This window comes from Kitasatospora sp. NBC_01246 (assembly GCF_036226505.1).
Lineage (GTDB): Bacteria > Actinomycetota > Actinomycetes > Streptomycetales > Streptomycetaceae > Kitasatospora.
On sequence record NZ_CP108484.1, the window covers coordinates 8,449,299 to 8,476,103 of the forward strand.

The 26,805-nt window shown below is 72.1% G+C and carries 28 protein-coding genes and 2 pseudogenes; 16 read left to right on the forward strand and 14 right to left on the reverse strand.

The annotated features are described in order from the left end of the window. Positions 1-58 precede the first annotated feature (58 nt). Entirely contained in the window at positions 59-1,075 is a 1,017-nt protein-coding gene (locus tag OG618_RS35620) for an Lrp/AsnC family transcriptional regulator (RefSeq protein ID WP_329491763.1), read from the forward strand. Positions 1,076-1,368: 293 nt separating this feature from the next. Here OG618_RS35620 and OG618_RS35625 read toward each other — a convergent pair whose 3' ends face one another. After that, positions 1,369-1,746 carry a hypothetical protein gene (locus tag OG618_RS35625; protein WP_329491764.1) on the reverse strand — a complete coding sequence of 126 codons (378 nt, stop codon included), beginning with the start codon at positions 1,744-1,746 and terminating at the stop codon, positions 1,369-1,371. A gap of 280 nt (positions 1,747-2,026) precedes the next feature. On the opposite strand from OG618_RS35625, the gene OG618_RS35630 reads away from it, so the two are divergent. From OG618_RS35630 to OG618_RS35645, 4 genes are all read left to right on the forward strand, one after another. Continuing rightward, a complete protein-coding gene (locus OG618_RS35630; protein ID WP_329491765.1) occupies positions 2,027-3,028 on the forward strand; it encodes a helix-turn-helix domain-containing protein in 1,002 nt (333 codons plus the stop codon). A 16-nt stretch (positions 3,029-3,044) separates the two neighbouring features. After that, a complete protein-coding gene (locus tag OG618_RS35635; protein WP_329491766.1) occupies positions 3,045-3,200 on the forward strand; it encodes a hypothetical protein in 156 nt (51 codons plus the stop codon). Between the two features lie 425 nt (positions 3,201-3,625). Further along, positions 3,626-4,480: a methyltransferase domain-containing protein gene (locus OG618_RS35640; protein WP_329492400.1), complete on the forward strand. Its 855-nt coding sequence runs from the start codon at positions 3,626-3,628 to the stop codon at positions 4,478-4,480. Positions 4,481-4,860: 380 nt separating this feature from the next. Further along, positions 4,861-5,082, forward strand: a complete 222-nt coding sequence (locus OG618_RS35645) for a hypothetical protein (protein ID WP_329491767.1) — start codon at positions 4,861-4,863, stop codon at positions 5,080-5,082. A 420-nt stretch (positions 5,083-5,502) separates the two neighbouring features. Here OG618_RS35645 and OG618_RS35650 read toward each other — a convergent pair whose 3' ends face one another. Then, complete coding sequence (locus tag OG618_RS35650; protein WP_329491768.1) at positions 5,503-6,522, reverse strand: LysR family transcriptional regulator; 1,020 nt, start codon at positions 6,520-6,522, stop codon at positions 5,503-5,505. Between the two features lie 449 nt (positions 6,523-6,971). On the opposite strand from OG618_RS35650, the gene nadC reads away from it, so the two are divergent. The 4 genes from nadC (at position 6,972) to OG618_RS35670 (ending at position 10,901) form a co-directional block, all read left to right on the forward strand. Then, entirely contained in the window at positions 6,972-7,865 is an 894-nt protein-coding gene (nadC, locus tag OG618_RS35655) for a carboxylating nicotinate-nucleotide diphosphorylase (protein WP_329491769.1), read from the forward strand. Then, positions 7,853-8,725 (forward strand): PhzF family phenazine biosynthesis protein, encoded by an 873-nt coding sequence (locus OG618_RS35660; protein WP_329491770.1) that lies wholly within the window; start codon positions 7,853-7,855, stop codon positions 8,723-8,725. The genes nadC and OG618_RS35660 overlap by 13 nt, the downstream gene beginning before the upstream one ends. A gap of 106 nt (positions 8,726-8,831) precedes the next feature. Then, on the forward strand, positions 8,832-9,125 hold the full coding sequence (locus OG618_RS35665; protein ID WP_329491771.1) for a DUF1330 domain-containing protein: 294 nt from the start codon (positions 8,832-8,834) through the stop codon (positions 9,123-9,125). Between the two features lie 393 nt (positions 9,126-9,518). Beyond that, positions 9,519-10,901: a hypothetical protein gene (locus OG618_RS35670; RefSeq protein WP_329491772.1), complete on the forward strand. Its 1,383-nt coding sequence runs from the start codon at positions 9,519-9,521 to the stop codon at positions 10,899-10,901. 448 nt (positions 10,902-11,349) lie between these two features. Here OG618_RS35670 and OG618_RS35675 read toward each other — a convergent pair whose 3' ends face one another. After that, positions 11,350-11,874: a GNAT family N-acetyltransferase gene (locus OG618_RS35675; protein ID WP_329491773.1), complete on the reverse strand. Its 525-nt coding sequence runs from the start codon at positions 11,872-11,874 to the stop codon at positions 11,350-11,352. Positions 11,875-12,630: 756 nt separating this feature from the next. Here OG618_RS35675 and OG618_RS35680 point away from each other — a divergent pair. After that, positions 12,631-13,080 carry an SRPBCC family protein gene (locus OG618_RS35680; protein WP_329491774.1) on the forward strand — a complete coding sequence of 150 codons (450 nt, stop codon included), beginning with the start codon at positions 12,631-12,633 and terminating at the stop codon, positions 13,078-13,080. Between the two features lie 150 nt (positions 13,081-13,230). Here the strand turns inward: OG618_RS35680 and OG618_RS35685 are convergent, their stop codons facing one another. Beyond that, positions 13,231-13,989: a DeoR/GlpR family DNA-binding transcription regulator gene (locus OG618_RS35685; protein ID WP_329491775.1), complete on the reverse strand. Its 759-nt coding sequence runs from the start codon at positions 13,987-13,989 to the stop codon at positions 13,231-13,233. Between the two features lie 49 nt (positions 13,990-14,038). Here OG618_RS35685 and OG618_RS35690 point away from each other — a divergent pair, with 49 nt between their 5' ends. The 3 genes from OG618_RS35690 to OG618_RS35700 all read left to right on the forward strand — a co-directional run bounded on the left by OG618_RS35690 (position 14,039) and on the right by OG618_RS35700 (position 17,382). After that, entirely contained in the window at positions 14,039-14,422 is a 384-nt protein-coding gene (locus tag OG618_RS35690) for a DUF4406 domain-containing protein (protein ID WP_329491776.1), read from the forward strand. Then, entirely contained in the window at positions 14,419-15,096 is a 678-nt protein-coding gene (locus tag OG618_RS35695) for an NUDIX domain-containing protein (RefSeq protein ID WP_329491777.1), read from the forward strand. The genes OG618_RS35690 and OG618_RS35695 overlap by 4 nt, the downstream gene beginning before the upstream one ends. 570 nt (positions 15,097-15,666) lie before the next feature. Next, positions 15,667-17,382 carry a sensor histidine kinase gene (locus OG618_RS35700; protein ID WP_329491778.1) on the forward strand — a complete coding sequence of 572 codons (1,716 nt, stop codon included), beginning with the start codon at positions 15,667-15,669 and terminating at the stop codon, positions 17,380-17,382. Positions 17,383-17,428: 46 nt separating this feature from the next. Here the strand turns inward: OG618_RS35700 and OG618_RS35705 are convergent, their stop codons facing one another. The 4 genes from OG618_RS35705 to OG618_RS35720 all read right to left on the reverse strand — a co-directional run bounded on the left by OG618_RS35705 (position 17,429) and on the right by OG618_RS35720 (position 19,909). Then, complete coding sequence (locus OG618_RS35705; RefSeq protein ID WP_329491779.1) at positions 17,429-17,842, reverse strand: pyridoxamine 5'-phosphate oxidase family protein; 414 nt, start codon at positions 17,840-17,842, stop codon at positions 17,429-17,431. Positions 17,843-17,954: 112 nt separating this feature from the next. After that, entirely contained in the window at positions 17,955-18,653 is a 699-nt protein-coding gene (locus OG618_RS35710) for a response regulator transcription factor (RefSeq protein WP_329491780.1), read from the reverse strand. Positions 18,654-19,094: 441 nt separating this feature from the next. Beyond that, positions 19,095-19,382 (reverse strand): hypothetical protein, encoded by a 288-nt coding sequence (locus OG618_RS35715; protein WP_329491781.1) that lies wholly within the window; start codon positions 19,380-19,382, stop codon positions 19,095-19,097. Between the two features lie 80 nt (positions 19,383-19,462). Continuing rightward, the gene (locus OG618_RS35720) at positions 19,463-19,909 is read right to left on the reverse strand and encodes a MarR family winged helix-turn-helix transcriptional regulator (protein WP_329491782.1); all 447 of its coding nucleotides are present in this window, start codon (positions 19,907-19,909) and stop codon (positions 19,463-19,465) included. A gap of 128 nt (positions 19,910-20,037) precedes the next feature. Here OG618_RS35720 and OG618_RS35725 point away from each other — a divergent pair, with 128 nt between their 5' ends. Next, a complete protein-coding gene (locus tag OG618_RS35725) occupies positions 20,038-21,288 on the forward strand; it encodes an alpha/beta hydrolase (RefSeq protein WP_329491783.1) in 1,251 nt (416 codons plus the stop codon). Between the two features lie 294 nt (positions 21,289-21,582). Here OG618_RS35725 and OG618_RS35730 read toward each other — a convergent pair whose 3' ends face one another. The 3 genes from OG618_RS35730 to OG618_RS35740 all read right to left on the reverse strand — a co-directional run bounded on the left by OG618_RS35730 (position 21,583) and on the right by OG618_RS35740 (position 22,755). Beyond that, complete coding sequence (locus OG618_RS35730; RefSeq protein WP_329491784.1) at positions 21,583-22,059, reverse strand: universal stress protein; 477 nt, start codon at positions 22,057-22,059, stop codon at positions 21,583-21,585. Then, on the reverse strand, positions 21,990-22,457 hold the full coding sequence (locus OG618_RS35735; protein WP_329491785.1) for a universal stress protein: 468 nt from the start codon (positions 22,455-22,457) through the stop codon (positions 21,990-21,992). Before OG618_RS35735 ends, OG618_RS35730 begins: the two co-directional genes overlap by 70 nt. A gap of 136 nt (positions 22,458-22,593) precedes the next feature. Beyond that, positions 22,594-22,755, reverse strand: a complete 162-nt coding sequence (locus OG618_RS35740; protein WP_329491786.1) for a hypothetical protein — start codon at positions 22,753-22,755, stop codon at positions 22,594-22,596. A gap of 130 nt (positions 22,756-22,885) precedes the next feature. Here OG618_RS35740 and OG618_RS35745 point away from each other — a divergent pair. Beyond that, a pseudogene (locus tag OG618_RS35745) lies at positions 22,886-23,304 on the forward strand (phosphoketolase); the annotation flags it as partial. On the opposite strand, the gene OG618_RS35750 reads toward OG618_RS35745, so the two are convergent. Then, entirely contained in the window at positions 23,287-23,805 is a 519-nt protein-coding gene (locus tag OG618_RS35750; RefSeq protein WP_329491787.1) for a DUF4383 domain-containing protein, read from the reverse strand. The pseudogene OG618_RS35745 and the gene OG618_RS35750 sit on opposite strands and share 18 nt — an antisense overlap. Before the next feature lie 488 nt (positions 23,806-24,293). On the opposite strand from OG618_RS35750, the pseudogene OG618_RS38105 reads away from it, so the two are divergent. Beyond that, positions 24,294-24,422, forward strand: a pseudogene (locus tag OG618_RS38105) (transposase); the annotation flags it as partial. 109 nt (positions 24,423-24,531) lie between these two features. On the opposite strand, the gene OG618_RS35755 reads toward OG618_RS38105, so the two are convergent. Together OG618_RS35755 and OG618_RS35760 are read right to left on the reverse strand one after the other, a co-directional pair. Beyond that, positions 24,532-24,888 (reverse strand): restriction endonuclease, encoded by a 357-nt coding sequence (locus OG618_RS35755; RefSeq protein WP_329491788.1) that lies wholly within the window; start codon positions 24,886-24,888, stop codon positions 24,532-24,534. A 104-nt stretch (positions 24,889-24,992) separates the two neighbouring features. Next, positions 24,993-26,780 (reverse strand): Ig-like domain-containing protein, encoded by a 1,788-nt coding sequence (locus OG618_RS35760; RefSeq protein ID WP_329491789.1) that lies wholly within the window; start codon positions 26,778-26,780, stop codon positions 24,993-24,995. Between the last annotated feature and the right edge of the window lie 25 nt (positions 26,781-26,805).

Genomic DNA, 26,805 nt, shown 5'->3' on the forward strand with positions numbered 1-26,805 from the left:
CGATGAACGAACCAACCGGCAGTCGACGGTGACCGGCCCCGATGTGACAGTGGACGAGTTGGATCTCGCTCTGGTGAACGCGATGCAGCTGCGGCCCCGGGCACCCTGGTCGCTGCTCGGCCAGACTCTCGGGATCAGCCCGGTCACCGCCGCGCGCCGCTGGCGACGGCTCTCGGAGGCCGGGATCGCCTGGGTGACCGCCTACGGCCTGCCCCACCCCGAGGACCCTGGCTGCGTCGCGTACCTCGACGTCGACTGCGCTCCCGACCGGATTCGGCAGATCGCCGACGAGCTGGCCGAGGACCCGCACGTGATGAGCGTCGAACACCTCTCCCAGGGCTGCGACCTCGTCATCGCCGCGGCCTTCACCGACCTGGCGACGGTCTCCCGGTACACCGCCGAACGGTTGGGCAGGCTCCCGGGGATCACCGCCGTCCGCACCCACCTGGCGACCGGCTTCTACGCCGAGGGGATCCGCTGGCGACTGGACTCACTGGACCCCGCCCAGCGCCTGGAACTCCACGACGACCACCCGACGGGCTACGGGACGTCCTCCCCAGTACGGGCCGAAATCCGCCACGAAGACCGGGAGTTGCTCATCAGGCTGGGCACCGACGGCCGGCTCGGCCAAGCCGAGCTGGCCGCCGCCACCGGACTCAGCCCGTCCACGCTGCGCCGCCGCCTCGACCGGCTGGCCGCCTCCGACGCGATCCGCTTCCGCTGCGAGATCGCCGCCGGAGACGCCGGCCGACCGGTCCTGGCGACCTTCCGGGCCGACATCCCTCCGGACCGGCTCGACGAGGTCGGCCCCCAACTCGCCAGGCTCCCCGAGATCCGGCTGTGCGTAGCCGTCACCGGCCGGCACAACCTCATCCTCTCCGTCTGGCAGCGCTCCCTCGCCGACGTCCAGCGACTGGAGGCCGCACTCGCCCGCAGGTTCCCCGACCTGCGAGTGGCCGAGCGCCGCGTGTCACTGCGCACCGTGAAGAGGATGGGACGGATCCTGGGCTCGGACGGCCGCGCGGTCCGCGCCGTCCCGATGGACATCTGGCGAGACCCGATCCCGGTCTCCTAGCGGTGGTCCACCCGGAGGTGCCGACCCCGCGAGACGGTCGCGGAGGCCTCGCCGCCACCGGCTGGCCGACCCGCCTGCGGGTCCCGCGGTACGCAGTCGGGTGGGAGACCAACAGAGGTGTTCGCCCGACGTACCCGCCGGACGGAAGGGTTCCACTGCGGCCAAGCAGGGGCCCGGCTGGCGCGGGCGGCCGACCGGCAGCCGATCCACGCCCGGGAGGGCGCCCGCGGGCGCGTGACCGGCCCCGCACCTCCGGTGCCCCCGCCCGGGCCGGCTGCTGCGTTCGGTCTGGGTCAGCAGCGAACGGTGGAGCCGCCGTTGCTCAGGTTGGCGTCGTAGATCCAGCCGCTGCCGGCCGGGCCCCGGACGTAGGTCCAGGTGTTTCCGTAGTCGTTGACGGAGTAGCAGTCGTAGTCCACCCGGACGCCCTGGGAGTACGAGCCGACCAGGGTGCACGCTCCGTACGGGCCGGTCCGCACCGGAGCACTGCTCGCCGAGATCGTGCCCGAACCCGGGTCCAGGTTGCTGTGCGGCCAGTTCGCGTTGCCGCAGGTGACGGCGGCGAGGTCGGACGACGACGGCGCCGCGGCCGCCGACACGGCCGGGAACGAGAGCGAGGCCACGGCCGTCAGCCCGACGGCGAGCGCGGTCTTTCGGAGACGGGATGTCATGAAGCGAACTCCTCGTGAGCGGGTCGCCGAGCCGACCGGCCCGGCGAGCCCTCACCCTTGCCGCCGCGGTCACGGCCGGGCAAGGTTCCCGAGGTGTCCGGGACTGTCCTGGACAGTCCCGGACGGTCCGGGGAACGGTCGGACACGCCGGACTCGGTCTGACCAGCCGAACCTTCCGGACTGCTGGACAACGGCGCCGGCCGCACCGCTGCCCTCGTCCTGGCCAACAACGTCTTGAATCAACGTGGTTGGCCGCGGACTGCTCCGCCAGGATCGGGGCATGAGTTCCCAACCCTTGCCACCGAATCCCTCCCTGGCGCGGGATACGGCCGAGTTCGTCGCGTATCTTCGACAGCTTCGGCAACGGTCCGGGCTGACCTACAGGGCGCTGGAACGCCGCGCTGCCGAGGTCGGGGCCGTGCTCCCGCGCAGCACGATCGCCGAGGCGCTCCGCCACGACCTGCTGCCGCGACCGGAACTGCTCGACGCCTTCGTCCGGGCGTGCGGAGTCGGCGAGGACCCGGCCGTGTGGCTCGCGGCACGCGAGCGGCTGGCCCACGAGGCCACCCACCCGGGGCCCGGCGTCCCCGCCGAGGCCGGCCCACCCGCCCCGCAGACGCTGCCCGGCGCCCCGCGGACCGCACCGCCCGCGCCCTCCCGCCGGCGGCTGCGCAGCGCTACTCCGATCGTGGTGGTCCTGGCGCTGGCGGCCGCCGTGGCGGGCGGGGCGGCCTTCCTCCACGACCGTGCGCACCGCCCCGCCGCGCCCGCTCCCCCCTCCGGCGCCCAGGAACGGGCACTGGTCGCGGCGGGCGCGTATCTGATCCGGCCGGTGGGCTCCGGACTCTGCCTGGGGGAGTCGACCACGCACGAAAGCGGTGGGGAGGTAGGGCAGTTCGCGTGCCCGGGCAACGTGCCCACCTACGTCTTCGAGCCGGCCGGCGGCGGCCAGTACACGATCCGCTCCCTCCATCCGGTGATGGGTCACGGCTGCCTGGGAGTGGAGGCCGCACTCCTCGCCGACGGCGCCCGTCTGATGAACGACTACTGCGGCCGGCGGGGTACCGCGGAACGGTTCCGGCTGAGAGCGTCGCCGGGAGGCGCCGGTACCTACCTCATCCAGCTGGTCCACAGCAACGCCTGCGTGACCATCCCGGGCGATATCGGCACCCCGGGCGTCCTCGCACGCCAGCTCCCCTGCGCAGACCCTCCCGCCGGGCAGAGCTTCACCCTGGAGCCCGTGCCGGCCCCGACCGCCATCCCGGACATCAGAACCAACTGATCACTCGCGTCGGCCGGTGCAGCCGGCCTGGTCCGCCGCCTTCGGTGATCGCGGCCGGCCCCGCACCCACCGCGAATGGGGCGAGGCACTCGACGCCCTCCGCAGCGCCCGCGCCGTGGCGCCGGTGACCGCCGAGCGGATGTCCGATGCCGCCCGGCCGGCGGCGCACTGAAAGGCGCGCCTGTCCGAGACATCCCCTTTGCCGCTTCTACGCCGACATCACCTGGGGTGGGCGGCGGCTGCGGGTTTCGGCGTTGTGCGAGGAGCGGTGATGTTCAGCGACTGCGGGTTCCACCACCAGAGGTCGTCATGGGTGAACACCGGCAAACTGGCGATCATCGTGAACGGCTACGGCGGTGGCGGGTAGTGGAGTCTGCTGTGGACGGAGCCACCCGCCTCGGTGTCGGCGAGCCCGCGGGGCGGGGTCACGGCACGGCGGTTCTTGGCGCACGGTGGACCATCGGACGGCACCGAGCGCGTGTTTCCGCCCTGCTCGGACTGCGGCATCACGGGATGTCCAGGAAATCGGAGGCGGCGCTGCCCACGAGTCCCATAGCATCGGCCCGCACCGACCCGTCGAGTATCACCAAGGACTTTGTGAATCACTCCGATCTCCGCGCCAAGGCCCCCTCGCTCGCGGCCGGCATGGCCGCGGCCGATCACAGCCCGGACATCCAGCTGTCCCAGACTCGCCACCGCGCCGCGCTCGTGGCGAGCTGGCAGATCGCGCCCGGCTCGACGGTCCTCGAACTGGGCTGCGGCCAGGGCGACATGACCGTCGTCCTCGCGGAGGCGGTGGGGCCCGAGGGGCGCGTGACAGCCCTCGACGTGGCCGACCCCTCCTACGGGGCGCCGGTCACGCTCGGAGAATCGGCGGCCCGGATCGCGGCGGGTCCTCTCGGGCCGCGCATCGACTTCCGCTTCGGCACGGACGTCCTCGACCCGTCGGTCGACTTCCCCGGAAGTACCTTCGACTTCGTGGTGCTCGCGCATTGCTCCTGGTACTTCGCATCGCTCGGACAGTTGCGGGACACACTGGCCCGGGTGCGGCCGTGGGCGCGGCGACTGTGTTTCGCCGAGTGGGACTTGACGCCTGCGTCCGGCGACCAGCTGGCGCACCTCCTCGCCGTGCTGATCCAGGGGCAGACCGAGGCCGCGGGGTCGCATGGCCAGGGCAACGTTCGCACGCCGTTCTCCCGTGAGGCGCTGCTGAGGCTCCTGCACGAGGCCGGCTGGACGGCCGACGGCAGCGGCCCGGTCGATACCGGAGAGCTTCAGGACGGCGACTGGGAGATAGCCGCCTGCCTCGACCTGGCCGCAACGGAGGAGCGTCTGGTCGCGCTGCCCGAGCCGGTGCGCCAGCTCGTCCTGAGTCAGGCCGACGTTCTCCGGGCCATCGCCAAGCCGCGCGGGAACCGCGCGCTCGCCGCGTACTCAGTCACCGCGCGCTGACCTACGACCCCGGCAACCGGCCGGTCAGCGGTCGGTGAGATCGCTCAACTGCCGCCCTTCTTCGCTTCCAGGCCCGGGGATGCGGAGGATGTCTGCCGAGCCCTCGGAGGGGCCGAGTTGTCCTGGACCTTCGCCGTGATGGCCGCCGGCTCGCCCGCCACGGTCCGCCAGGACGTCGCGGCCCAGGTCAACGAAGTCGCGCGGGTGCTCCACGCGAACCTCCACCCGGTGAAGGAACGCGGCGTGCGACCCCTGCGGCCACGCCCTACCCTCGCGCGGGTGACGGCTACGAGACGTGGCATGCTGCCTCCCGTGATCGACACCGCCGATAGCCTCGCCTCGGGCGGGACCTGGTCGTTCGCCACCGCGCGCGGATCGCGATGTGGATCACCGGCCCGGCGAAGGATCTCACCCGATTCCATTCACGGATCGACCGGATGACGCAGGAGGCCGGCCCGGCCGCCGAGGCACTCGCGGCGGCGGGCACCTCCATCACCCTGGCCCGTGTCGAGGACGCCGACCACCAGTATCTCGTGGTCCTGCCGCCCGGTGGCCGCGCTCGCATCGCGCGCGGGAAGGCGGCTGCCTCTCCCGAGGCCTGACCCTCCCTGGCCCCACCGGCTCCTCGCCACACCGCTTCTTCGCCCGGCACACGCGGCCACCGCCGCGCTGCGCCCGTGCTGGACGTGCCTGGGATCGATCAGAGGGATGCCGGGGTCACCGCTGGAGCTGACGGAGAAGGCCGGCCGAGGCTGGCTGGAGTGCCCACAGTGCGTCAGCGACCGGGATGAGGAGCAGCTCGGCCCCGTGACGCTGCCCGTTCCGACCAGGTGGGAGCGTCGGCGGACTCGTTCCTGGGGGCACCGCGGACGGACCGGAACTGAGTGCTCGTGATGCGGAGCCCCAGAAGCCGGTGGAGGGCAGCGAGGGCATCTGGGCGGCAAGATCAATCGGTGCTGCCTTCCGGCCGACCCCGGGTGGGAGGCCGATCGTTCGAAGCCGGGCGCCGAGGCGGCAAGCGGTCAGCGGTCGTGCCGGCCGCCGGCTCGGGAGAGGCCAGGGCGCGCCGTATTCGTTGCCGGCGACCGGACGGGCCCGGCACTGGTCGACGGGGTGGCGATCGGGGAGTTCGTCGCGTGCCGGCCGGCTCCGCCGGTGCCGTCGTCGGGTGGCCGGCTGTCCGAGCGTGCCAGCAGGTCCGCCCAGGGGCTGTCGTCGGGGGTGGCCAGGAGGAAGCGTTCGCGTGGCGGGTCGGACGCGAAGGGGCGCCAGGTGATCCCGGTGTCCTTCGTGACGGCGGTCCGGGTTCGTAGGGTGATCAGGTTCTGGTTGTTGCGCAGGTGGTGGCGGTACAGGGCCCGGCTGTGCGCGTCGACGGTACGTAGTCGTGGTGACCAGCCGTGGCCGGCGAGGTGGGCCAGGACGTCCTCGGTGAAGTGCGGGTTGCGTTCGGCGGGGAACCAGAGCAGGTCCTGGCCCGCGAGGTCGGCCCAGGACAGGGCCGTGTGGTGGGCCAGCGGGTGGTCGGGGCGCAGGAGCACGCCGAGTGGTTCGTCGGCCAGGGTGAGCGTGGCCAGGTCGTCGATGTCGTGGAAGGCGCGCATCACCCCGAGGGCGAGGGTGCCGGTCCGTAGCAGGTCGAGTTGCTTCGGGGAGTCGGTCTCGGTGAACTCGACGTCCGGGGATCCGTCTTCGGCCAGGACCTGCTCGACCCGTGCCAGCAGGTGGTCCGGGACGGTGCCGCAGACCCCTACGCGTACCGGAGAGCGGGCGTCGCGTGCCTGCGCCAGCGACGACTCGATCTCGGCCAGGGTGAGTGTGGCGCTCGTGTACAGGATCCGGCCGCCCTCGGTGAGCTCCATCCCTTTGGGTCTGCGGTGGAACAGTTTGGCCCCGACCCGGCGTTCCAGGGCGCTGATCTGCTGGCTGAGGCTGGGCTGGGCGATCCGCAGCACCCGTGCGGCCTCCGTCATCGTGCCTTCCTCGGCGACGGTGACGAAGTAGCGGAGATGACGAAGTTCGACGCCTTGGTGGTCGTGCATGTCCGCTCCTTGCTCCCGGGATAGGTCCGAGCCTATGGGGTGGCCTCGTGGGGCTATTGGCGGGAAGCGGATCGCGGGGGTTCTGATGGGGGCGAACCATCGATCCGGCGGTCCTGTTGAACGGAGCAACACGTCATGCGCGATGACTTTCCCCGCGCCGGCGTCGGGTTCGCCGCCGCCGCTGCTCACGGTGGCGTCGTCGTCCTCGGTGCTGGTCCCGGCCACTGCGCCGCAGCCATCCGCGCGGCGCGGCCGGGGCCGCGCACCGCGGTGGTCGGGGCCGAGTACGGGGGCGGCGGGTGTATCGGCGCCGGTGGTGTTCCGTCCGGATGCGGGATCTCACTCGCCAGGCACATCCATGCCCACCCGACGCCCGGGAAAGCCGTCGAGGAAGCCGTCCAGGGCCTCGTCGGTCCGATGATCGATCTCCGAGAGGCGAGGAACCACCTATGAGGATCGCGGATTTCCCCGTGTCGGCGGCGCGGGCCAGTGTGGCCGCCGCCTTGACGGAGGACAGGGCCGACGACGACGTCACCACCTTGTGGAGCGTCCCGGCCGATCTGGTCGCCACCGCCGAGATCAGCACCCGCCGGCCCGGCGTCGTCGCCGGAATGCCCGTGGTCCGCGAAGTCTTCGCCCAGAGCGCCCCGGAGGTCGGGGTCGAGGCTCTGGTCGCGGACGGCGAACGGGTGCGGGCCGGGGACGTCCTGGTGCGGCTGACCGGGTCGGCCCGCAGCCTGATCACCGCCGAGCGCACGGTGCTGAACTTCCTGCAGCGCCTGTGCGGCATCGCCACTGGCACCGACGCCTTCGTCCAGGCCGTGGCCGGAACTCCGGCGCGGATCCTGGACACCCGCAAGACCGCCCCGGGGCTGCGGGCGCTGGACAAGTACGCCGTCACCGCCGGCGGCGGCGGCAATCACCGGCTCACCCTGGCGGCGATGGTCCTGCTGAAGGAGAACCACATCACCGCGGCGGGCGGGGTGACCGCGGCGATCGACGCGGTCCGAAAGGGTATGGCCGAATGCGGGAGGAGCCTGCCGATCGACGTCGAAGTGCAGACCGTCGCGCAGGCCCGCGAGGCCATGGAAGCGGGAGCGGGCTGGCTCATGCTCGACAACATGGAAATGGCCGACATCGAAGAAGTGACGCGGATGAGGTCCCGCCGCCGCGGCGGTTCGAAGATCCTCCTGGAGGACTCCGGCAACGTCGCCCTGGACCGGGTTCGCGCCATCGCCGAAGCCGGCGTCGACCTCATCTCGATCGGCGCCCTGACGCACAGCGCGCCCGCGCTCGACCTGACGATGCTGATCACGACGGACGCGGCGCCGTGCCCGAGGTGACGATCGTCGACGCGTGCCGGCGACAGGGCCGGGGCGGCAGCGCGACCGCCGTGCTCGACGACGCGCCCTTCACCGATGCCGAGCGACGGCGCGTCCCCGCCGCGACAGGCACCTCGCACGCGGTCTTCATCACCGCGCTGGACGGCGAGGACCGGGCCCGAGCGTCGTATCGGCTCCGATTCTTCACCGGCGAAGGCGAGTTGCCCGCCTGCGGTCACGGCACGGTCGCCGCACTGGCGCTGCTCGCGCTGCGCCATGGCGGCGACGCCGACTACCGGGCCACGCTGCACACCACGACCCGCGTATTCGAAGGCCGGGCGACGCGGGAACACGACGACCTGACGGCCACGTTCGACCCGGGCCCGCTCAGCCCGCGAGAGGCCGGGGGACCCGGACTCCGGGCGATCGCGACCGCCCTCGGCCTGAACGGCGAAACCCTTCCCGACGCTGCCCACGTGGCCTCACCCGGTCGGCCACGGCTCCTGTTGCCCGTACGATCGCGCACCGCGCTGGCCGAACTCCGCCCGGACTTCACGGCTCTGCGCGATGCCTGTGACCGCTACGGACTGCTGGGCTGCTACGCCTACTCGGTCCCCGACGCGGACGGCCGGGGGGCGGCCCGGATGTTCGCCCCGTCGATCGGCGTCCCCGAGGACGTCGCCAACGCCAACAGCACCGCGTGTCTGGTCGCATATCTCGCGGATCAGGGCGTCACCGCCATCGCGGTCGACATGGGCGATCACCTCGGCCATCCGTCCACGATCATCGCCGACGCGCGGCGCGGCGCGTCCGGCACCCTGATCCGTGTGGGCGGCGCCGCGCAGATCGCGCGCGCCGTCCGCCTTCCCCGGCTCGGCTGACACGAAAGCGACTCGCGGTGGCCGGCAGGCCGACCGGGCCGGCCGCCGACGCTCGTCCGAGACCAACCCGTCCATCGAATGCACTCATCCCCACACTGGAGGTTCCATGCCCAAGGGCTACTGGGTCAGCGTCTACCGCACCATTTCGGACCCTGCGAAGCTGGCTGCCTACAACGAGCTGGCCGGTCCGGCCGTACGGGCCGGGGGCGGACGGGTCCTCGCCCGTGACGGTCGGGTCGTGGCACACGAGGCCGGACTCGCCGCGCGCACCATCCTGATCGAGTTCGACAGCTTCGAGCAGGCCGTCGCGGCCCGCGAGAGCGCGGCCTACCAGGAGGCGCTGGCCGCCCTCGGCGACGGCGTCGAGCGCGACTTCCGCATCGTCGAAGGCATCGACTGACCGACCGTGGTCCGGTCGGATCCTCACCGGTACAGCGGGTTTCCGGGGTATACCGGCCCGTTCCCGTGAACGGTGTCACCAGCTGGTTCCGACACGGCCCTTGCCGCCTGGCCGGGACCGGCGGCAAGGGCGTGGCGGCGCGGGATGTCACGGTCGGCGCGGGGGTTCCAGCGACTCCCGCTCGCCACTGGCCTTCTCCGGCGACGCGGGCAAGCCGGGACACGACAGTCGGAACCAGGGTGGTGTGTTGACCTGGCGGTTCTGACCTGGTGGGACACGCTTGTCCGTCGCGCCGCGTCGCATCCGCGTCGACGCCCCACGAGTGTCGGAGCCGGCTGGAACAATGCGGCCGTGATCGACAGAACAGCCGCCAGCTCTTCCAGCGTTCCCGCAGTGTCCCTGCCGTCACCCGCCTCGGCCAAGCTCACGGGCACCGCGTGGGGTGAGCTGCCACACTTCTGCAGCGGGCTGCACAACGTGCCCGACACACCGGACATCCTCATCGGGCTGCTCAACGACGACCACACCTGCCGGGCGCGGGCGGTCTGGAACCTGTACCGGCTGCTCCTCAACCAGGAGCGGGTGTTCCCGGCGACCGCCCCGGCGGCTCTGGTCGTCGCCGCCCTCCTCGGCGATCCGCGCATGCTCGCCGGGGGCCGGTGGGAGCGGAGAGCCGGCAGGCGACCGGTGCGCGTGGATCTGCTGAACTGGCTGGCCTCGTTCGCCGATGTCGCTCGCCTGGGCGCCGAGGACGGGGCCGGCGCACCGCAGGATCTCGCCGCCGCCCGCGCCGCGAGGCCCACGCTCCACACCCACGTCGCAGCCTTTTGCGAGGACGACGATCCGCAGGTGAGGGAGGCCGCCGTCGCGGCCACCGCCCTTCTGCTGGCAGATCCCGCCCTCGCCTCGTCGACCCCGCGCTACGTGCCCGTCGTTCGCGAGGTGCTGGCCCGGAGTGCGGACTCGTACTACCGGTGGATCGCGCGGGAGCGGCTGGAGAGCTGGGGCGAGGACACCACAGTCCTCATCACCGCGGAAGGGAAGTACCGCGCGGCCGTGGACCGGGCGCACGCGCTGGCGGGGGACCCGTTCGACGAGAGCCAGGGGCAGGCGATCCGATGGCTGGCCGAGCAGCCGGAGGACACCGCCGCCCTGGACCCTCCGGGCCGATGGCACCCGGACTGGGCGGCACCGCAGCGTGCGGCCCCCCACGAGCCGGCACCCGAACCGCCCACGGCTGTCCCGGCAAGCGCGCCGGGGTATCGGGGCCCGTGGCTGATCGCCGGAGGCGAGGGACGCGATGAGTGGACGTTCACTCCGTACGTCGGGGTGGGACCGCTGCACTTCGGAATGACCCTGGAGGAGATCACCGCCGCTCTCGGCGAAGAGGGGTCTGTCTCGTCCTCCTACGCCCCTGGCAGCGACGAACGCCGGCTCGACTACGCCGACTTCCGCACCGCCGGAGTCAGGGCCCTCTTCCGGACGGACCGTCTGGAGTGCGTGGCCGTGGACGCGCTCACCGGTCCTCAGGTGCGGCTGGGCGGCGTTCCGCTGACCGGCTGCGTACCGTCCCGGCTGGAGGACCGGCTCCTTCACCGCGCAGCACACGGCCGCCTGATGTACAGCCCTGCCGCCGACCCGCTCTTCCCCGACCTCGGCCTCGCCATCCGTTCCCAACGCGCGGGCGACGTCAATCTGACCCGACCGCTCTTCCTGCTGCACGACTGGCTCGACCTCTGGCACTCACTGCCGAGCGAGGAGTGGAACTCCCGGTAGAAGTCGCCCAGGTGCGACCTCGCGACACCGGCCGACGCTGCTCGCCCGGTAGGCGGTCCTCTCCGGGCCGCTGCACCCCTGACGGACCCTGAGAGGGTCTGGTCTTCCCCCCGTGACGGCCGGGGGGTGGCTCCATGTCCCGGCGCAGCGGCCAAGCGGCAGGATTCCCGGGCACCACCTCGCCGGCGAGCCTGGCCGGCGGAACCTCGCCCCCCGGGGGAGGCGGCAGGTCGGGCAGGAGGGGTGCCGGCCGCTGCGGCGGCCGCGCCACGCATCGGGCCGTGACCCGTCGCGCCTACGGCTGCGCCGGGGCGCCGCCGCTGTATCCGGTGGGCCTGTCGCCGTACAGGCCCACCGGAGGTCGGGATGGGGGGACGAGCCAGTTCGCGGGGTGAGCGGAGGGGGCCGACGCGGGGCGCTTCGCCGGCCCGTCCGGCTGAAGGTTTGGCTACCGGGGGTCGCTGCGGAAGCCCGGGTAGCCCAGGATGAGGACCTTCTCGCTCGGGTTTCGGACGTAGGGGATCACCTTTCCGGTGTCCTCGAAGCCGAGTCGTCGGTAGAAGGCCAGGGCGCGTGCGTTGCTCTCGTTGACGCCGAGGGTCAGCCACCGTGCGTCGGTGTGGCCCTGTGCGTGGCGGATGGTGGCCCGCACGAGATCGGCGGCGGGGCCGGTGGCGCCGCGGTGGGCCGGGGTGACGTAGACGGAGCGGACGCACACGGTGTCCGGGACGTCGGGGACGGGCTCGATGCCGGCCGTTCCCACCCAGTTCCCGCTCGCGTCACGGGCCGTGAGGGTGGCACGTTGCCCGGCAGCCTCCGCGGCGGCCTGTTGCTGCCAGTAGGCGTCGGGGTGGGCGGCGGTGTCGGCGTAGGAGAGGTTGAAGGCGCCGGGGGAGTCCCGCAGCGCCTCCAGTGTGATCTCGCGGAGCTCCCGCCATTCCTCGACGGCTATCCGGTGTACGACGTAGTGCATGCGGTGAGCCTGGCACGGCCGCGGCGTAGCGGGATCACACGCGAGGATGATCTTCGTCCGGCGGCTCCCCCGCAGGGGGACCTCCGGGGAGAGGGAGGCCGGCCGCAGCCGGCGGAACCGAGCCTTCGGGGCGCTTGTGTCAGGTGGGTGGGGGGAGCACCGCCGAGATATCGGGAGGCTCGTGACGGCCGAGATCGTGGGAACGCCGGCGCCACGCGAGCTACGACCGCTGTCCGGGCGAGCCTGCCGTCGGGACCGTCGCGAGCTGGACCTCGACCAGATCCCCCGACTGGACGCAGCCCTCCGCAACACCCTCGCGATGCGGCCGGCGCCTCGCCGGCGAGGGGGAGCATCGTCATCCGTGCCAACAGGTCGAGCAAGAGTCGGACGATCTCCAGCCAGGTCGGGTGGTGCGCGGCGCTGCGACCTTCATGAACCCCGCCGGCTCGACGCCCTGCCCCGGTGCCTGGATCGAAGCCGGATGCCGGGGCGTCGTGGTGCACCTCGCCCGGCCCTCGGCCCGGGTCGCCCGCGTCGTGGAGGTCACCGGCGCCGACCAGGTCTTCCTCGGTCGATCCGCGTGCGCCGGGTGGTGGGCGGAGAGCGGTGGCCTGGGGGGATCGGTCCTCGAATGGGTGGTGGCTGTTGCCGGTTCGTCCGGAGTGCGGCGGAATCGGTAGGGGCCGGGCATACCGGCCGGCGGTCGGGGCAGGCGCTTGTCCGACCGCGAAGCGATGCGAAGGCGAGTGAGCAGCGATGAGCAAGGTGCAGGAGCAGATCGACGTCGATGTGCCGGTCAGCACGGCGTACAACCAGTGGACGCAGTTCGAGCAGTTCCCGATGTTCATGGAGGGCGTCGAGGAGATCACCCAGCTCGACGAGCGGCACAACCACTGGAAGACGAAGATCGCCGGTGTGTCCCGGGAGTTCGACACCGAGATCGTCGACCAGGTCCCGGACGACCACGTGGCGTGGCGTACCACCAGTGGTGACGTGCGGCAGACGGGCATGGTGCGCTTCGAGCCGATCGACGCGACCCATACCCGGGTGATGATGGAGATGGACTTCCAGCCCGGCGGTATGGCGGAGAAGGCCGCCGACATGACCGGCATGCTCGACCGGCAGGTCAAGGGCGACCTCAAGCGGTTCAAGCACTTCATCGAGAAGCGCGGCACCGCCTCCGGCGGCTACCGCGACACGCTCTGACCCACCACGGCGCTGCTCCTCCCGCCGCTCTCGCGGCGGGAGGAGCAGCGCCGTGTACCGGCGGAGCGGCTGGACAGCTCCCCGTCACCTCGGCCGGCCCGTCCGCCCCCGGGTGCTTGCTCCCGTGTGGTACCGCGTTCGCTGTTGCTGTCAGCCGGCTGCCAGGATCTCCACGCCGTGCGCCGCGAGTTGTTCGAGGACCGGGTGGCTGGGGTCGGCGTCGGTGATCAGTCCGCTGACGGCCTCCCAAGGAAGGACGCGGAACCGGGAGGCCGTGCCGATCTTCTCGGCGGAGGCCAGGATGTAGGTGTCCGCGCCTCGTGCGGCCAGGGCGCGCTTCATCGCCGCCTCCTCCGCATCACCCGTGGTCAGTCCGGCTTCGGGGTGGACGCCGGTGACGCCGAGAAGGCACAGCTCGGCGGAGACGTTCTGGGCGGCCTCGACCGCCGCGGCGCCGCAGGTGACCGCCGAGTGCTTGAAGAGGCGGCCGCCGAGGAGGAACACGTCGGCCTGGGGGTGGTCGAGCAGTGCGGCCGCGATGGTCGGGCTGTGGGTGATCACAGTGCAGGCCAGGTCCGGTGGGAGGGCGTGGGCGACGGCGAGGGCGGTGGTACCGCCGTCCAGGATCAGGGCGCTGCCAGGCTGCACGAGTGCGGCGGCGACTGCGGCGATCTGCCGCTTCCCATCGGGGGAGAGGGTCCGGCGGACGGCGTAGTCCGCGACGGCGGGGGAGACGGGCAGAGCCCCGCCGTAGACGCGCTGGCACAGTCCTTCGGCGGCGAGGTCCCTCAGATCGCGGCGGACGCTGTCCTCGGAGATGCCCAAACCGGCGGCGACCTCCTTGGCGACGATCTTGCCGTCGCGGGCGAGCAGGTCCAACAGGTGATCGCGTCTCTCGGCAGCCAGCATCCGTATTCTCTCCTGTTCTTGCACGTTTCTGCGTGTATCGTACCGTGCCATGACCGAAAAGCCGATGCTCATCCTCATCGCCGGTCCGTACCGCTCCGGAACGGACGGCGGCCCCCAGGCCATGGCGGCGAACCTCGCCCGCCTCGAAGAGGCGGCGTGGCCGGTCTTCGCCGCCGGCCACGTCCCGGTGATCGGGGAATGGATCGCCCTGCCCGTGCTGCGCTCCGCGGGTGCGGGCCTCACCGATCCCCTCGCCGACCAGGTCCTCTACCCGACCGCCGAGCGCCTGCTCACCCACTGCGACGCCGTACTCCGCCTCCCCGGCGACTCCACCGGAGCCGACCAGGACGTCGCCGTCGCCCGCCGCCGCGGCCTGCCCGTCTACCACCACGTGGACGAGATCCCGCACCGCACCCCGCGGGAGACCGCGTGACCCCCGGCCCCGGGACCGACACTCCCGACCACCGCGGCCGCACCGGCCTGGACCGCGCCGGCCGGGACCTGGACCGCAATCCCGACGTCGTGGTCCGCGACGTAGAGCTCACCTCCCAGGGCTGGCACGTCCTGCGCCGCACCACCTTCGACTACCGGCGCCGCGACGGCCGCTGGAGCACCCAGCAGCGGGAGACCTACGACCGCGGCAACGGCGCGGTCGTCCTGCCCTACGACGCCGGCCGCGGCCGGGTGCTGCTCACCCGCCAGTTCCGCTACCCGGCCTACGTCAACGACCATCCGGACGGCATGCTCGTCGAGGCCGCGGCCGGGCTGCTCGATGGCGACGACCCGCTCGCCGCCATCCGGCGCGAGAGCGCGGAGGAGCTCGGCATCACGCTCGGACCGATCACCCACATCCTCGACGCCTACATGAGCCCCGGCTCCGTCACCGAGCGCCTGCACTTCTTCGTCGCCCCCTACACCCCTGCCGACCGCACGACGGAAGGCGGTGGACTCGAGGAGGACGGCGAGGACATCGAAGTGCTCGAACTGCCTTTCACCGAAGCCCTCGCCATGGTCCGCGACGGGCGCATCACCGATGGCAAGACCATCCTGCTCCTGCAGTGGGCCGCCCTGGACGGGCCCTTCGCCGCCACGGTGGCCGTCCGCTGAGATGCCGACCTCGATCCCGAGCGCCCGCCGAGACCCCACGGCGAGAGGCGTTCCGGCTCGGGCCCGAGGGCGACGCCACCGAAGTCACGGCCGCCCGGCCGGGGGAGGTCATCGGGCGCCTGACCGAAGCCGGCACCGGGCCACCGGTGCCCCGGGCATCCTGCTCGTCAGGACGCCGCCGACGGTGTCACCCGGCCGGGACCTCGCGCCCAGGGGGCTGCGAGGCTCCGTGGTCACGGGTGAGCGCCCTTGAGCGGGCCAGGTCCCGTCTGTAGGTCGTGGTGGGCGCGGCCGAGGTCTTCGAAGGCGGGCAGCCGGCCTTCCGGCGGCCACCAGCCTCAGCGGTGCTGGAACCCCGGCGTTGCGCAGGACTCTGTCGAGGTGCTGCACTCGTCGGTCGACGCGCCCTCCGACGAGAAAGGCGGGCAGGTGCCGGCAGGCGTCGGCTCGATGATCGAGTGTGGTCCCGTTGCGAGCCGTCCTCGTGGGCCTCACCGTCCTTCGTCGCGGCTGCGAGAATCGCTCGCGGGTACCGCTGCCGGGCGCGTACCGGGACCAGAGGAGGCCGGCGTGGGCGGGGACGATGTGGCGCGCTCGCGGATTCCGCAGCTGCGGCTCGATGAACTGCTGGAGGAGCTGCAGGCGCGGATCGATGCGGCCCGGGGGACGCGGGACCGGGTGCACAGCCTTCTGGAAGCCGTGCTGTCGGTCGGGCGGGAACTGGATCTGACGCAGGTGCTGCGGCGGATCGTGGAGGCTGCCGCCGTGCTGGTGGATGCCCGTTACGCGGCGTTGGGGGTGATCGGTCCGGATGGGGAGTCGCTGTCGCAGTTTCTGACGGTCGGGATGGCGGAGGAGGAAATCGCCGGGATCGGTCCCTACCCGACCGGCAAGGGCCTGCTGGGCGAGCTGATCAGCCACCCTGAGGCGCTGCGGCTTGGCGACCTCTCGCAGCACGCCGCGTCGTACGGGTTCCCGGCCAACCATCCGCCGATGCGGACATTCCTAGGGGTGCCGGTGCGGGTGCGTGAGGAGGTGTTCGGGAATCTGTACCTGACTGACAAGCACGGTGGTGAGGATTTCGACGCCGACGACGAGTCGGTGATCGCGACGCTGGCGGTGGCGGCCGGGGTAGCGATCGACAACGCACGGCTGTACGAGGAGGCGCAGCGTCAGCAGCGGTGGTTGAGTGCGAGTGCGGAGGTCACCCGCAGCCTCCTGTCGGGCAGTTCGCATTCCCAGGTGGTGGAGTTGATCGCGCAGAGGGCGCGGGAGATCACGGGCGCCGAGCTGGCGGACATCGTCGTGCCGCTGGCCGGCGGTGAGACGCTGAGGGTGGAGTTCGCGTGTGGGGGCAGCGCGCCCAAGCGGATGGGCCTGGTGGTGCCGCGGGAGGGCACACTCTCCGGGGCGGCCTGGACGGAGGGTGCCCGGGTCAGCACTGCGGATCTGGCCACCGATCCGCGTCTGGCGGGTGATCCGCGGCGGTCTGAGGGACTGGGGCCGGCGGTGGCGGTGCCGCTGGGGCGGGCCGAGGGCCACATCGACGCGGTCCTGCTGCTGGCTCGTGGGGTGGGGGAGGCCGTGTTCACCGAGCGGGAGGTCGGTCCGCTGCTCGGGTTCGCCGACCAGGCCGCGCTGGGCCTGGAGCTGGCGAACCGGCGCCGTGACGCTGAGCAGCTGGCGATGCTGGAGGACCGGGACCGGATCGCCCGGGACCTGCACGACCTGGCGATCCAGCGGCTGTTCGCGACCGGGATGACGTTGCAGAGCGCGGCCCGCTTCATCGAGCACCCCGGGGCCTCGGACCGGGTGCTGCGTGCGGTGGGAGACCTGGACGAGACGATCAAGATCATCCGGTCGACGATCTTCGGACTACGGGCCCGGGACGAGGCGTCGGGCAACGGCTTGCGGGCCAGGGTGGTGAAGGCGGTGGAGGAGGCGCAGGCGGCGCTGGGCTTCGCGCCGAGGCTGAGCATGGAGGGCCTGTTGGACACCGACGTCCCCGCCGCGGTGGCCGACCACGTGGTCGCGGTGCTGGGCGAGGCGTTGAGCAACGCAGCCCGGCACGCACAGGCGGGACGGGTCGAGGTGCTGCTGCAGGCGACGGGGGTCAAGGTCGTTCTGACGGTGCAGGACGACGGCGTGGGCATCCCGGAGCAGGGGCGGCGCAGCGGCCTGCGCAACCTCGCGGAGCGAGCCGATGGCCTCGGGGGTGAGCTGGAGCTGGCGAGCCCGCCGGACGGCGGGACGCGGCTGGTCTGGTCGGCACCGCTCGGGCCCTGAGTACGATCGCCCGTCGGCGCGGATCGTGTCGGCGTGGCACCGGTGGTCAGATCCGGCCGGTCGGGGCGGCTGGCAGCACGCGGCCGGTGACGAGCTCCGGGCGGATCCGGATGGACACCTGGCCGGGTCCTCTGAGCCAGGTGTCGTGCTGCCGCGGAACCGCTGCGACCTCTGCCTGGCCCAGGACAGTGACACTCCAGCCACTGCCGTCCGACCCGCTGACCTCGCCTGCCTCGAAGGCCACCAGCGCGCCGGACACGGCGCGCACCAGTTCGGACTTCGCGGCGGCGCGCAGCAGCACGCTTCCGTCCTCGCCGAGGTGGTAGCGGGCCGGCATCACGGCGGGCAGCGCGCGCACGGTGTAGACGATGCGGCCGACCGGCACTGTGGCCAGCAGCTTCATGCACTGCTGCTCGTCCAGTGCCGTGTGATCGGTCGGTGGGATCTGATCTGGCTTCATGGGATTGATGGTCGCCTTGGATCCGTGCCCGGGTGAGGGGTCGAACGTCCCTGAAGGCCGTCAGGTGGTCCCGGAGCGGGGCGGTCATCGCGCCCACCGCGGGCCCTGGGGCTCACCGCCCGGGACGGCCGGGTGCGTGGTCGTGGGCGGCCAGGGCCTGGGTGGCGATGACGGCTGCCTGCACGCGCCGCTCGACACCGAGCTTGGCCAGCAGTCGGGAGATGTGGTTCTTCACGGTCTTCTCCGCGAGATAGAGCCGTTCGCCGATCTGGCGGTTGGTCAGGCCCTCGCCGATCAGGGCGAGGATCTCCCTTTCACGGTCGGTGAGTTCGGGAAAGGCCGGAGCGTGCGGACTCGCGTCGCCGCGCAGCCGTGCCATCAACCGGGTGGCGGCGCCCGGGTCGAGCATGGACTGCCCGGAGGCGACCGTGCGCACGGCGGAGACCAGGTCGGTGCCGCTGATCTGCTTGAGGACGTATCCGGCGGCACCGGCCATGATGGAGTCGAGCAGGGCTTCCTCGTCGTCGAAGGACGTGAGCATCAGGCAGGCCAGGTCGGGCATCCGCGAGCGCAGTTCCCGGCAGACGCTCACACCGTCGCCGTCGGGCAGCCGCATGTCCAGGATCGCGACGTCCGGACGAAGCGCCGGAACACGGGCAATCGCCTGCTCGGCGGTCGCGGCCTCGCCGACCACGGTCAGGTCGGGCTCGGCGTCCAGGAGGTCGTGGACGCCCCGGCGGACCACCTCGTGGTCGTCAAGGAGGAACACCTTCACCGGGCTGCTCACACCGGTCACCGAGCTGTCCGCCATCACCGCTCCGTATCCAAGGGCCCGCCCTGCGGCGGTCGGGTCGAACCTGAGCGCAGTTTGCCAGCTGCCTTGGGGGCGGCATAGGGCCGAACGGCCCCTTGCCATCCCCCGGACGGGATTGTCGGGCCGGTGGAGCCGGTTGAAGTCGGCGGAGCCAGGCGTGGTCGCGGAGGTCAGCGTCGGCGCATGGTCTGCAGGGCCTGGGCCAGGACGTACGGGTCGTGGTGGCCCGGGTGCACGGTGGGAGGCTGGTGTCCTGGTTGTAGCGGGTGCGGTGGATGAAGAGGTTGGGGCAGCGGCGGAACTCGACCGCGCTGTGCCAGGCCTCGACGTCCTCCGAAGTTCGCCGGGTGAGCCGACGGTGGCAGGTCGGACGCACCTGCGCCTGGCAGAACGCGTTTCAGCGTGTCGCCCGTTGACGTCGCTCACCGACCGGTGGGGTCAGACATGTTCCTGTTCGCTCGTCTCCTCGACGGCTGCGGCTCGGGCGCGGCGGCGGCCCAGCAAGGCGCAGCCCACGGTCACCAGGCCGATGGCGATGACCCTGGCGGCCTGGTAGTAGCCGGATGCCAGTTCCTCCGGGGTGCCGGGCAGCCTGAAAGAGACCCATGCTGCCGCGACACCTCCGAAGGCGATCAGTGCGATGGCCCCCCACGTCCCGAGCCCCGCCCCCCGGGGCTCCGGGACGTGGCGCCGCTCGTTGGTCCGCTCGACGTCCTCGTCGGCCATGGTTCGTTCTCCTGCGGTGTGGTGGGGTCGAGAGGGAGGACGCGGGCCCGGACGGAAGGTCCACCGGACCAGGCGCCCGCTCAGAGCTGGTCGTAGATGGCGACGAGTTGCCGCAGGACGTCGGTCGCGGTGTCCAGGGCGGTGGTTTCGTGGCGTGCGAGTGCGGCGTCGAGTGCCTGGGCCAGGGCGGTCTGGCGTTCGTGGTGGCGGCGTCGGCCGGTGTCGGTGAGGGTGACCAGGACGGACCTCTTGTCGTCCGCGGGGCGTTCACGGGTGACGTAGCCAGCCGCGGCGAGGCCGTTGACCAGTTGGGTGGTGGCCGCGCCGGTGGTCTCGGTGGCGGCGGCCAGCCGGCCGATCGGCAGCGGGCCGGTGTCGGCCAGGACGCGTAGCGCTCGCGCGTGGGTGAGGGAGAGGGCGCCCGGGGTGCGGGTGGCGCGTCCGCGCAGGCGGGAGTCGGCGGCGCTGAGGCTGTAGGCGGCGCGGGCGAGCCGGTCGAGGGCCGCCTCGCGGGTTGGATCGGGCATCGGAGGGTCTCCGGGTCGCTGATCGGTGGGCGGGTTGACATCCAGCTTAGCCTAAGTACTTATTGATTAAGTACTTAGGTGTTGCCGAACGGAACACCTGGCACCCCCTTCACGTGAGGACGTCTGTCATGACCGTACGATCCACCGGCCAGAGCTGGGCCCTGGACATCGCCCTCGCCCAGGGCGGCTTCGACGCCCTGCACCCCCAGGCGAAGGGCACCCTGGAGCAGCTCGGCCACGACCACACCGACTTCGACAAGGTCTTCGACTTGGTGCGGAGCGGCGTGATGCTCCCCAAGGCCTGGGCCACCATCGCTGGGCAGGCCGAGGAGCGCGCCGCCCACCACGAGCGCGGCGGCTTCGCCCAGACCGCCGCCGACCTCTACGTGCGCGCCGCGGTGATGTGGGGCCGCGCCCAGTACTCGATCTTCGACGCCAACGACCCGCGCAAGCTCGCCTTCCGCGAGCACGCCAACCACTGCGTCGAGCACTTGGGCGCACTGCGTGACAATCGGGTACGACGCGTCGTCCTCGACTTCGAGGGCAAGCAGATCTTCGCCCTCCTCCACCTGCCGGCCGGAGACGTCAGGAACGCCCCCGCGGTGATCCTCGGCCCGGGGATGGACATGATCAAGGAGGACTACATCTACGCGGCGGAGCGGTACTACACCTCTCGCGGCATCGTGGCACTGTCCATCGAGGGCCCCGGCCAGGGCGAGAGCCGGGCCAACGGGCTGACCGTCGACCTCACCAACTACGAGCGCGCCATCAGCCGCTACATCGACCACCTGGCCTCGCTGCCGGAGGTCGACGCGGCCCGGATCGGCATGTTCGGCATCTCGATGAGCGGCTACTGGGGCTCCCGCGCCGCCGCCACCGACCACCGCCTCGCCGCGCTGGCCGCCTTCGAAGCCGTCACCGGCGACTTCACCACCATCTTCGAGCGTGCCCAGCCCACCTTCAAGAACAACTACATGTTCATGGCCGGCTACACCGACGAGGACGCCTTCGACAGCGAGTTGGTCGCCCGGATGCCGCTGGGCGACCTGGTCCGGGAGATTACCTGCCCGGTCGTGTACGGCATCGGCGAGTTCGACGAACTCACCGTGCTGGAGCAGGCGCTGGCCAACTACGAGCGGGTCCGTGCCCCCAAGGAGATGCGCGTCTACGAGAACGAGTTCCACCCGCTGGGCGGCATCGCCGCCGAGGTCTTCCGGTTCGGCGCCGAATGGGTCGAGCGCGCCCTGAACGGCGAGTACGCCGAGCCGGGCCGCGACGTGCGGCACTACGTCCACAGTGACGGCCGCACCACCGACGGCACCGCCAACCCCACCTGGTGGCTCGGTGCCACCCCGGCAGTGATCGCCGACGCCCGCTAGTACTCCAGCAGGCAGCTCAGCCGGTGTCCGCCGGACGCCGGCACGGAAGGCGACAGTTCGATCGGGTGGCGCGGCAGCCGTCCTACCGGACGACGGACCACCTGTCCGGAGTCCCAGCCGCAGTGAGCGCCGATGCCGGGTGTCCGCCCACGATCGGCGCCGATCCGGGCAGCTCGCGCCAGGCGCCGGGTCCGGCGAACTCGGCCGGAGGTTCGACGCGTGAGCCGGGGTGCGCGAAGAGGGTGGTGGACGCCGGGCGTGCCGGGGTCCACCACCCTCGACGCGGTGGGTGGGTCAGTCGTGCGGGACGACGGCGACCGGTGCCTGTGCGTGGTGGAGGACGGCGTGGGCGGTCGGCCCGAGCCGCAGGCCGGCGTGGTGGTGCGGGCGGCGTCGGCGGCCCACCACGACGAGGTCCGCGCCAGCGCCGACGTCGACGAGCGCCGCGGCGCCGCTGCCGGTCCGACTGTCCTGGATCACCGTGACACCGGGGTACTTCTCCTGCCAGCCGGTCATCGCCAGCGTGAGGAGTTCGTCCTCGATCGCCCGGAACTGCTCGGCCTCGGGCTGTGGAGCCGCCCAGCCGGCATAGCCCCAGACCGGCGGCGGCGTCCAGCCGTGCACAGCGCGCAGCACCGCCCCGCGCCGCGCGGCCGCACGGAACGCGAAGTCGATGACGTCTGCGGCGGCCTCGCGGGTGTCTACGCCGAGGACGACCTCGGGTCCGTCGGGCCCTGGGCGGCAGTCGGTCCCGCCGGAGCGGACCAGCACGGTCGGGACCTCGCTGCGGGCGGTGACGGCCAGGCCGATGGAGCCGACCATGAGTCCGCCGAAGCCGCCGAGCCCCGGGAACCGAGGGCCAGCATGCGGGCGCCGGAGGCCGCGTCGACCAGCACCTCGACGGGCTCGCCGCCCCCGATCGACTCGGCGCGGATCTCCAGGCCAGGATGCGTGTCCTCCACCGCTCGCTTGGCGTCGGCGAGCATGCGCGTGGTGAGGGCGCGGACGTCGGTGGGCTGGCCCGAGTCGGCGTGGAGGCCGTCGAGCCAGGTCTGGGCGTGGACCAGGCGCAGCGGCAGGCCGTAGCGGGTGGCTTCGTCGGCTGCCCAGCGGGCGGCGGCGATGCCTTCCACCGAGCCGTCGACGGCGGCGAGCAGGTGATCGGCCATGAGATGTCCTCTCCGGGATGAGCCGGGGTTCGGTGATCGTGTCGGGCAAGTCTTCGCGGGCCCGGGTTTCCCGGCCGACCGCCGCCCGGTGAACGGCCCGAAGGTCCCGCACCGGGCGCCGGCTGTGCCCTGGCCTTCAGCCGAAGGCGGTTCGCAGGGCCCGCAGGGCTGTGGCGGGTTCGGCAAGGGCGTGGTGGACCGGGCGGGACGGGCAGGTCGAGGCCGAGCCGCTGTAGACGGCGTGCATGGCGCCGCGTACGGAGTACTCGACGGTAAGGACGACGTCCTCCTGAGTCACGGGTCCCGGTGCCGTGCAGCGCGGTGTGGTCCGATCGGCCCTGTACCCGGACGGCTGCGAAGCGTGACTATGGGCACAGCCTGCCACCAGCGGCTGGACCAGCCGACCGATCCCCGAGGAGACCGCAGTCATGTCCGTGACCGCCGCTTCGACGCCCGTAGATCTGTCCGAGGACGAGCTGGGGGCACTCGATGCCCACTGGCGTGCCGCCAACTACCTGGCGGCCGGTCAGATCTACTTGATGGGAAACCCGCTGCTGCGCGAGCCGCTGCGTTCCGAGCACAGCAAGCCGCGCCTGCTCGGCCACTGGGGCACTTCGCCCGGGCTGAACCTTGTGCACACCCATCTGAACCGGGTGATCCGGCAGCGCGACCTGGAGGCCGTTTGTGTCTGGGGTCCGGGCCACGGCGGCCCGGCGGTGCTGGCCAACTCCTGGCTGGAGGGCAGCTACACCGAGACCTACCCGGACATCACCCGGACGCCGAAGGCATGGCGAAGCTGTTCCGGCAGGGGCGCTCCCGGCCAGGTCGGTCACCGTGCGAACTGTCCCGGCTTCTCGGGGAGGGCCGCATTCCCGTCGCCGGCGGCCGGCCGCTGATGGCGGTGGCGCCAGTAGGGGTTGTCGAGCGGCAGTTTGCCGCTCACCCGCCCGTACATGCCGAACGTGGCGATCAGCAGACCCATGACGAAGCTGAAGAGCACGTTCGGGAGTCGAAAGGCCAGAATATTGGCCGACGACTCGAGCAGTGCCAGATTGGCGAAGCCGCTGAGGACGAACAGCGTGCCTACGGTGATGTTGACCGTGGAGGCGATGTTGCCGCCGATCAGCGCTCCGACGACGAGCACGACGGCCGTCATGACCGACACGAGGCTGAGCAGCCCGTTGCTGGACAAGCCGGCGATCGTCTCCCCGGCAGTACTGAAGAAGGACAGCCCGTCCGCGAGGCCGAGGCAGCCGAACACGAACAGGGCCGCGCCGCACAGACCGGCGCCGGCGCGGTAGACCTGGGAGAGCCGGTGGTCGACCGGCAGTTCATCGTGCAGTTTCATGGTCCGCTCCGCTTCTCGAGGATCGGGTGCGCGCGCAGAGTGCGGGCTCTTCCGCAGGTTCGGCCGGTGCGGTCGGCGGGCCCAGTCGCAGCGGTGCCGCATCGTTTTCGGTCCGGCTCTCCTCCGGGAAGCGCCGGCTGTCGGCCGACAGCCGGCGCGTGCGGGGCCTCGCGGTGCCGAAGGGAGCTGGGCGGAGCTTTCGCGGCTGCGCCGCTGGTGCGCCTCGGCCTTCTTCGTCGTCCCAGCTCTCGGGCGTGGCCGAGGTCTTCGTCGGTGTCGAGGTCGTCGTGCTCGCTGTAGAGGAGCCGGCAGCCGTGGGCGCCGTTGTGACGCCAGTCAGGCAGCTCGGCGACGGCCGCCGTGCGTTTGTCGCGGATCGTGTGCGCGGCGTGGGTCAGGTCGGCCCGGGGCCTTGACCCCGGATGTTGGACACCAGAGACACTCGGACCTTGATGGTCTGGGTGGACAGGAGTCCTGCACCGATGGTGATGAAGGACTACCCGCCGGAGTTCAAGGCGGACGCGGTCGCGCTGTGCGAGTCGCAGCAGGGCTCGATGATCAAGTCGGTCGCCGACGACCTCGGGATCAACCCGGAGACCCTGCGGAACTGGATCCGGGCGGCCGGCAGGCCGACACCCCGGGCCACCCCGTCGGCTGCCGCCCCCGTGGCCGCGTCATCGCCGGAGGGGGGAACGAGGCCCTGCGCCGCAGGGTCCACGTTCGCGGTCAGCGGGGCCGGGGGGTCCGCCAGGTCTCGTACCCCATGGCCTCGAACAGCTCACGCACGAGCCGTTCGAACGCGTACGGGTCCATCGTCAGCAGGTCCGTCCGGCTGTCCAGACCGGCCACCGCGCCCACGTCCTTGGCGAGCTTGAAACGCTGCGGGTCGAACTCGACGATCGGCGGGACCGGCTCCAGGTCGTGCGGGTGCTGGGAGACCACCGCCCCCAGGGCACGCAGGCACAACTGCGGATCCAACGTCGGCTCGTCCAGCACCAGTTCGGCGAAGTCCTCACGCCGCGCCACCACGCTCACCACGCACGGCCGCACCGCCCGCCCGGTGGACCGATCGGTCGTCGCCACGAAACACGCGTGGAGACTCTGGCGCCAGTGTGTCGGCGGCCCGTGACGTTGTGCGCTGTCGATGCGCCGACGTGGCCCGCGCTCGCGCGGGCCACGCGTGCGGCCTATCGGCACTGGCCGTAGCGCGGTGCGTTCACGGTGTTGTCGGCCTGGCGCAGTTCCGGTTCGTTGCCTTCGCACCGGAGTGGGCCGGTGATCGTGTTGGCTTCGAGAGCGGGGACGGCGTTGTCGGCGAGCAGGCCGCTGCCGCTGTTGTCGGTGATCCTCACGGGCGCCGTGACCGTGTTGCCGAAGACTCCGAGGCCTCCGGTGTTGACGGTCAGCGTCAGGGGGCCGTGGATCTCGTTGCCGGCGCAGCTGCCGGTGTGGGCAGGGTCCGATCCTAGGCGGACGTAGCCGCTGGTTCCGTGAACCGTGACGGCTCCCTGGAGCATGGAGCGGCAGATGGTGAGGGCGAGAGCGCCGTCGGCAGTCAGGGGGCCGTGGATGGCCGAGTCGAGGACGGCCAGCGCCCCGCCGGGGTCGACGGCGACGGGTCCGTCCTGGGTGCCGCCGGACGCGACGCACAGCGAGCGGTCGGCCTTGACGGTCAGGGGGCCGTGGTGGGCGGTGGTGATGCACGGTTCGCTGAAGCCGACCGTGGCGTCGGTTGCATGGGCTGTGGTGCTCGGGGTGAGGCTCGGGTCGCCGCTGTAGGTGGCGGTGATCGAGTGGGTGCCGGGCTGGAACTTGCCAGTGGTGAAGCTGGCCTGATTGCCGTTCATCCGTACGGTGGCCAGGGGTGTCGTGCCGTCGGAGAAGGTGACCGTTCCGGTGGGGCCGGGGGCTACAGGATTGGCCGGGTCGACCGTCGCGGTGAGGGTGACGGGGTGCCCGAAGAGCGGTGTCTGCGTGTCGGCGGTGAGCGTGGTGGTAGTCCCGTAGCGGAAGGAGACGATGGCGCGGCCGTTGCCGTGGTTGACGCCCGGGAGGAGCTGGCTGGCTGTGGCTTCGGGTGTTGCGTAGCTGCTGCCGCCGCCTCCGCCGGCGCCGTAGAGGTTGCCCGGGTTGCCGCCGCCGGAGCCGCCTGCGCCTCCGACGAAGCCGCCTCCGCCGCCGCCTCCGCCGTTGCCGCCGCGCGCGCCGTTACCGCCGGTGCCGCCGCTGCCCGGGTTGTACAGGCCGGTCCACATGTCGAACTCCCCGCCGGAGGCGCCAGGGCCGCCGAGGGCGGAGTTGGGGCTGCCGGTGCCGGGGGCGGTCTGGGTACCTCCGCCGCCGGCCACGCCGGAGCCGGCCGGCCCCCCGCCCTGGCCACCAGCCTCCCCAACCGGGCCGCCGCCTGCGCCGCCGTGCAGCAGGGGACCGCCGTTGCCCGCCCCGCCACCGCCGCCCGCGTCCAGCACCCGGTCGGCCGCGCCGAAGGCGCCGATGCGCACGTCGGAGCCACCGCCGCCGGAGCCGCCGCCACCGTGCGCGCCGCCGCCACCCGTTCCGTGACCGTATCCGCCCGGGCGGGCGAACTCGCCGTGCCGGGAGCTACCAGGGATGCCAGCCGCCCCCAGGGTGATCTGCAAGGTCTGGCCGGGATTGACGGGCAGCGTCGCCCGAGACTCGCCGCCGAGGCCCCCGGGTGCACCTGTGTTGGGCGGGTTGGGGGCGACGTAGCCGGCTGCGCTGCCGCCCTCGGCTCCGAACAGGTCGATGCTGACGGTGGTGACGCCGTCCGGGACGGTGAAGGTGTCCGTGCCGGGGGCGGTGTAGGTGCAGGCGGGTGTGGCGGTGGTGAGGACTCCTCCGGCGCCGCAGGGTGAGGTGTCGGCGGCCGAGGCGGGGGACGCGGTGGCGGGCACCAGGGCGGCGGCGAGCAGGCCGGCGGTGCCGGCGAGTGCCGTCAGAGTGGATCTGTTCATGGGGCTGTTGCTGCCTCTCCGGGCC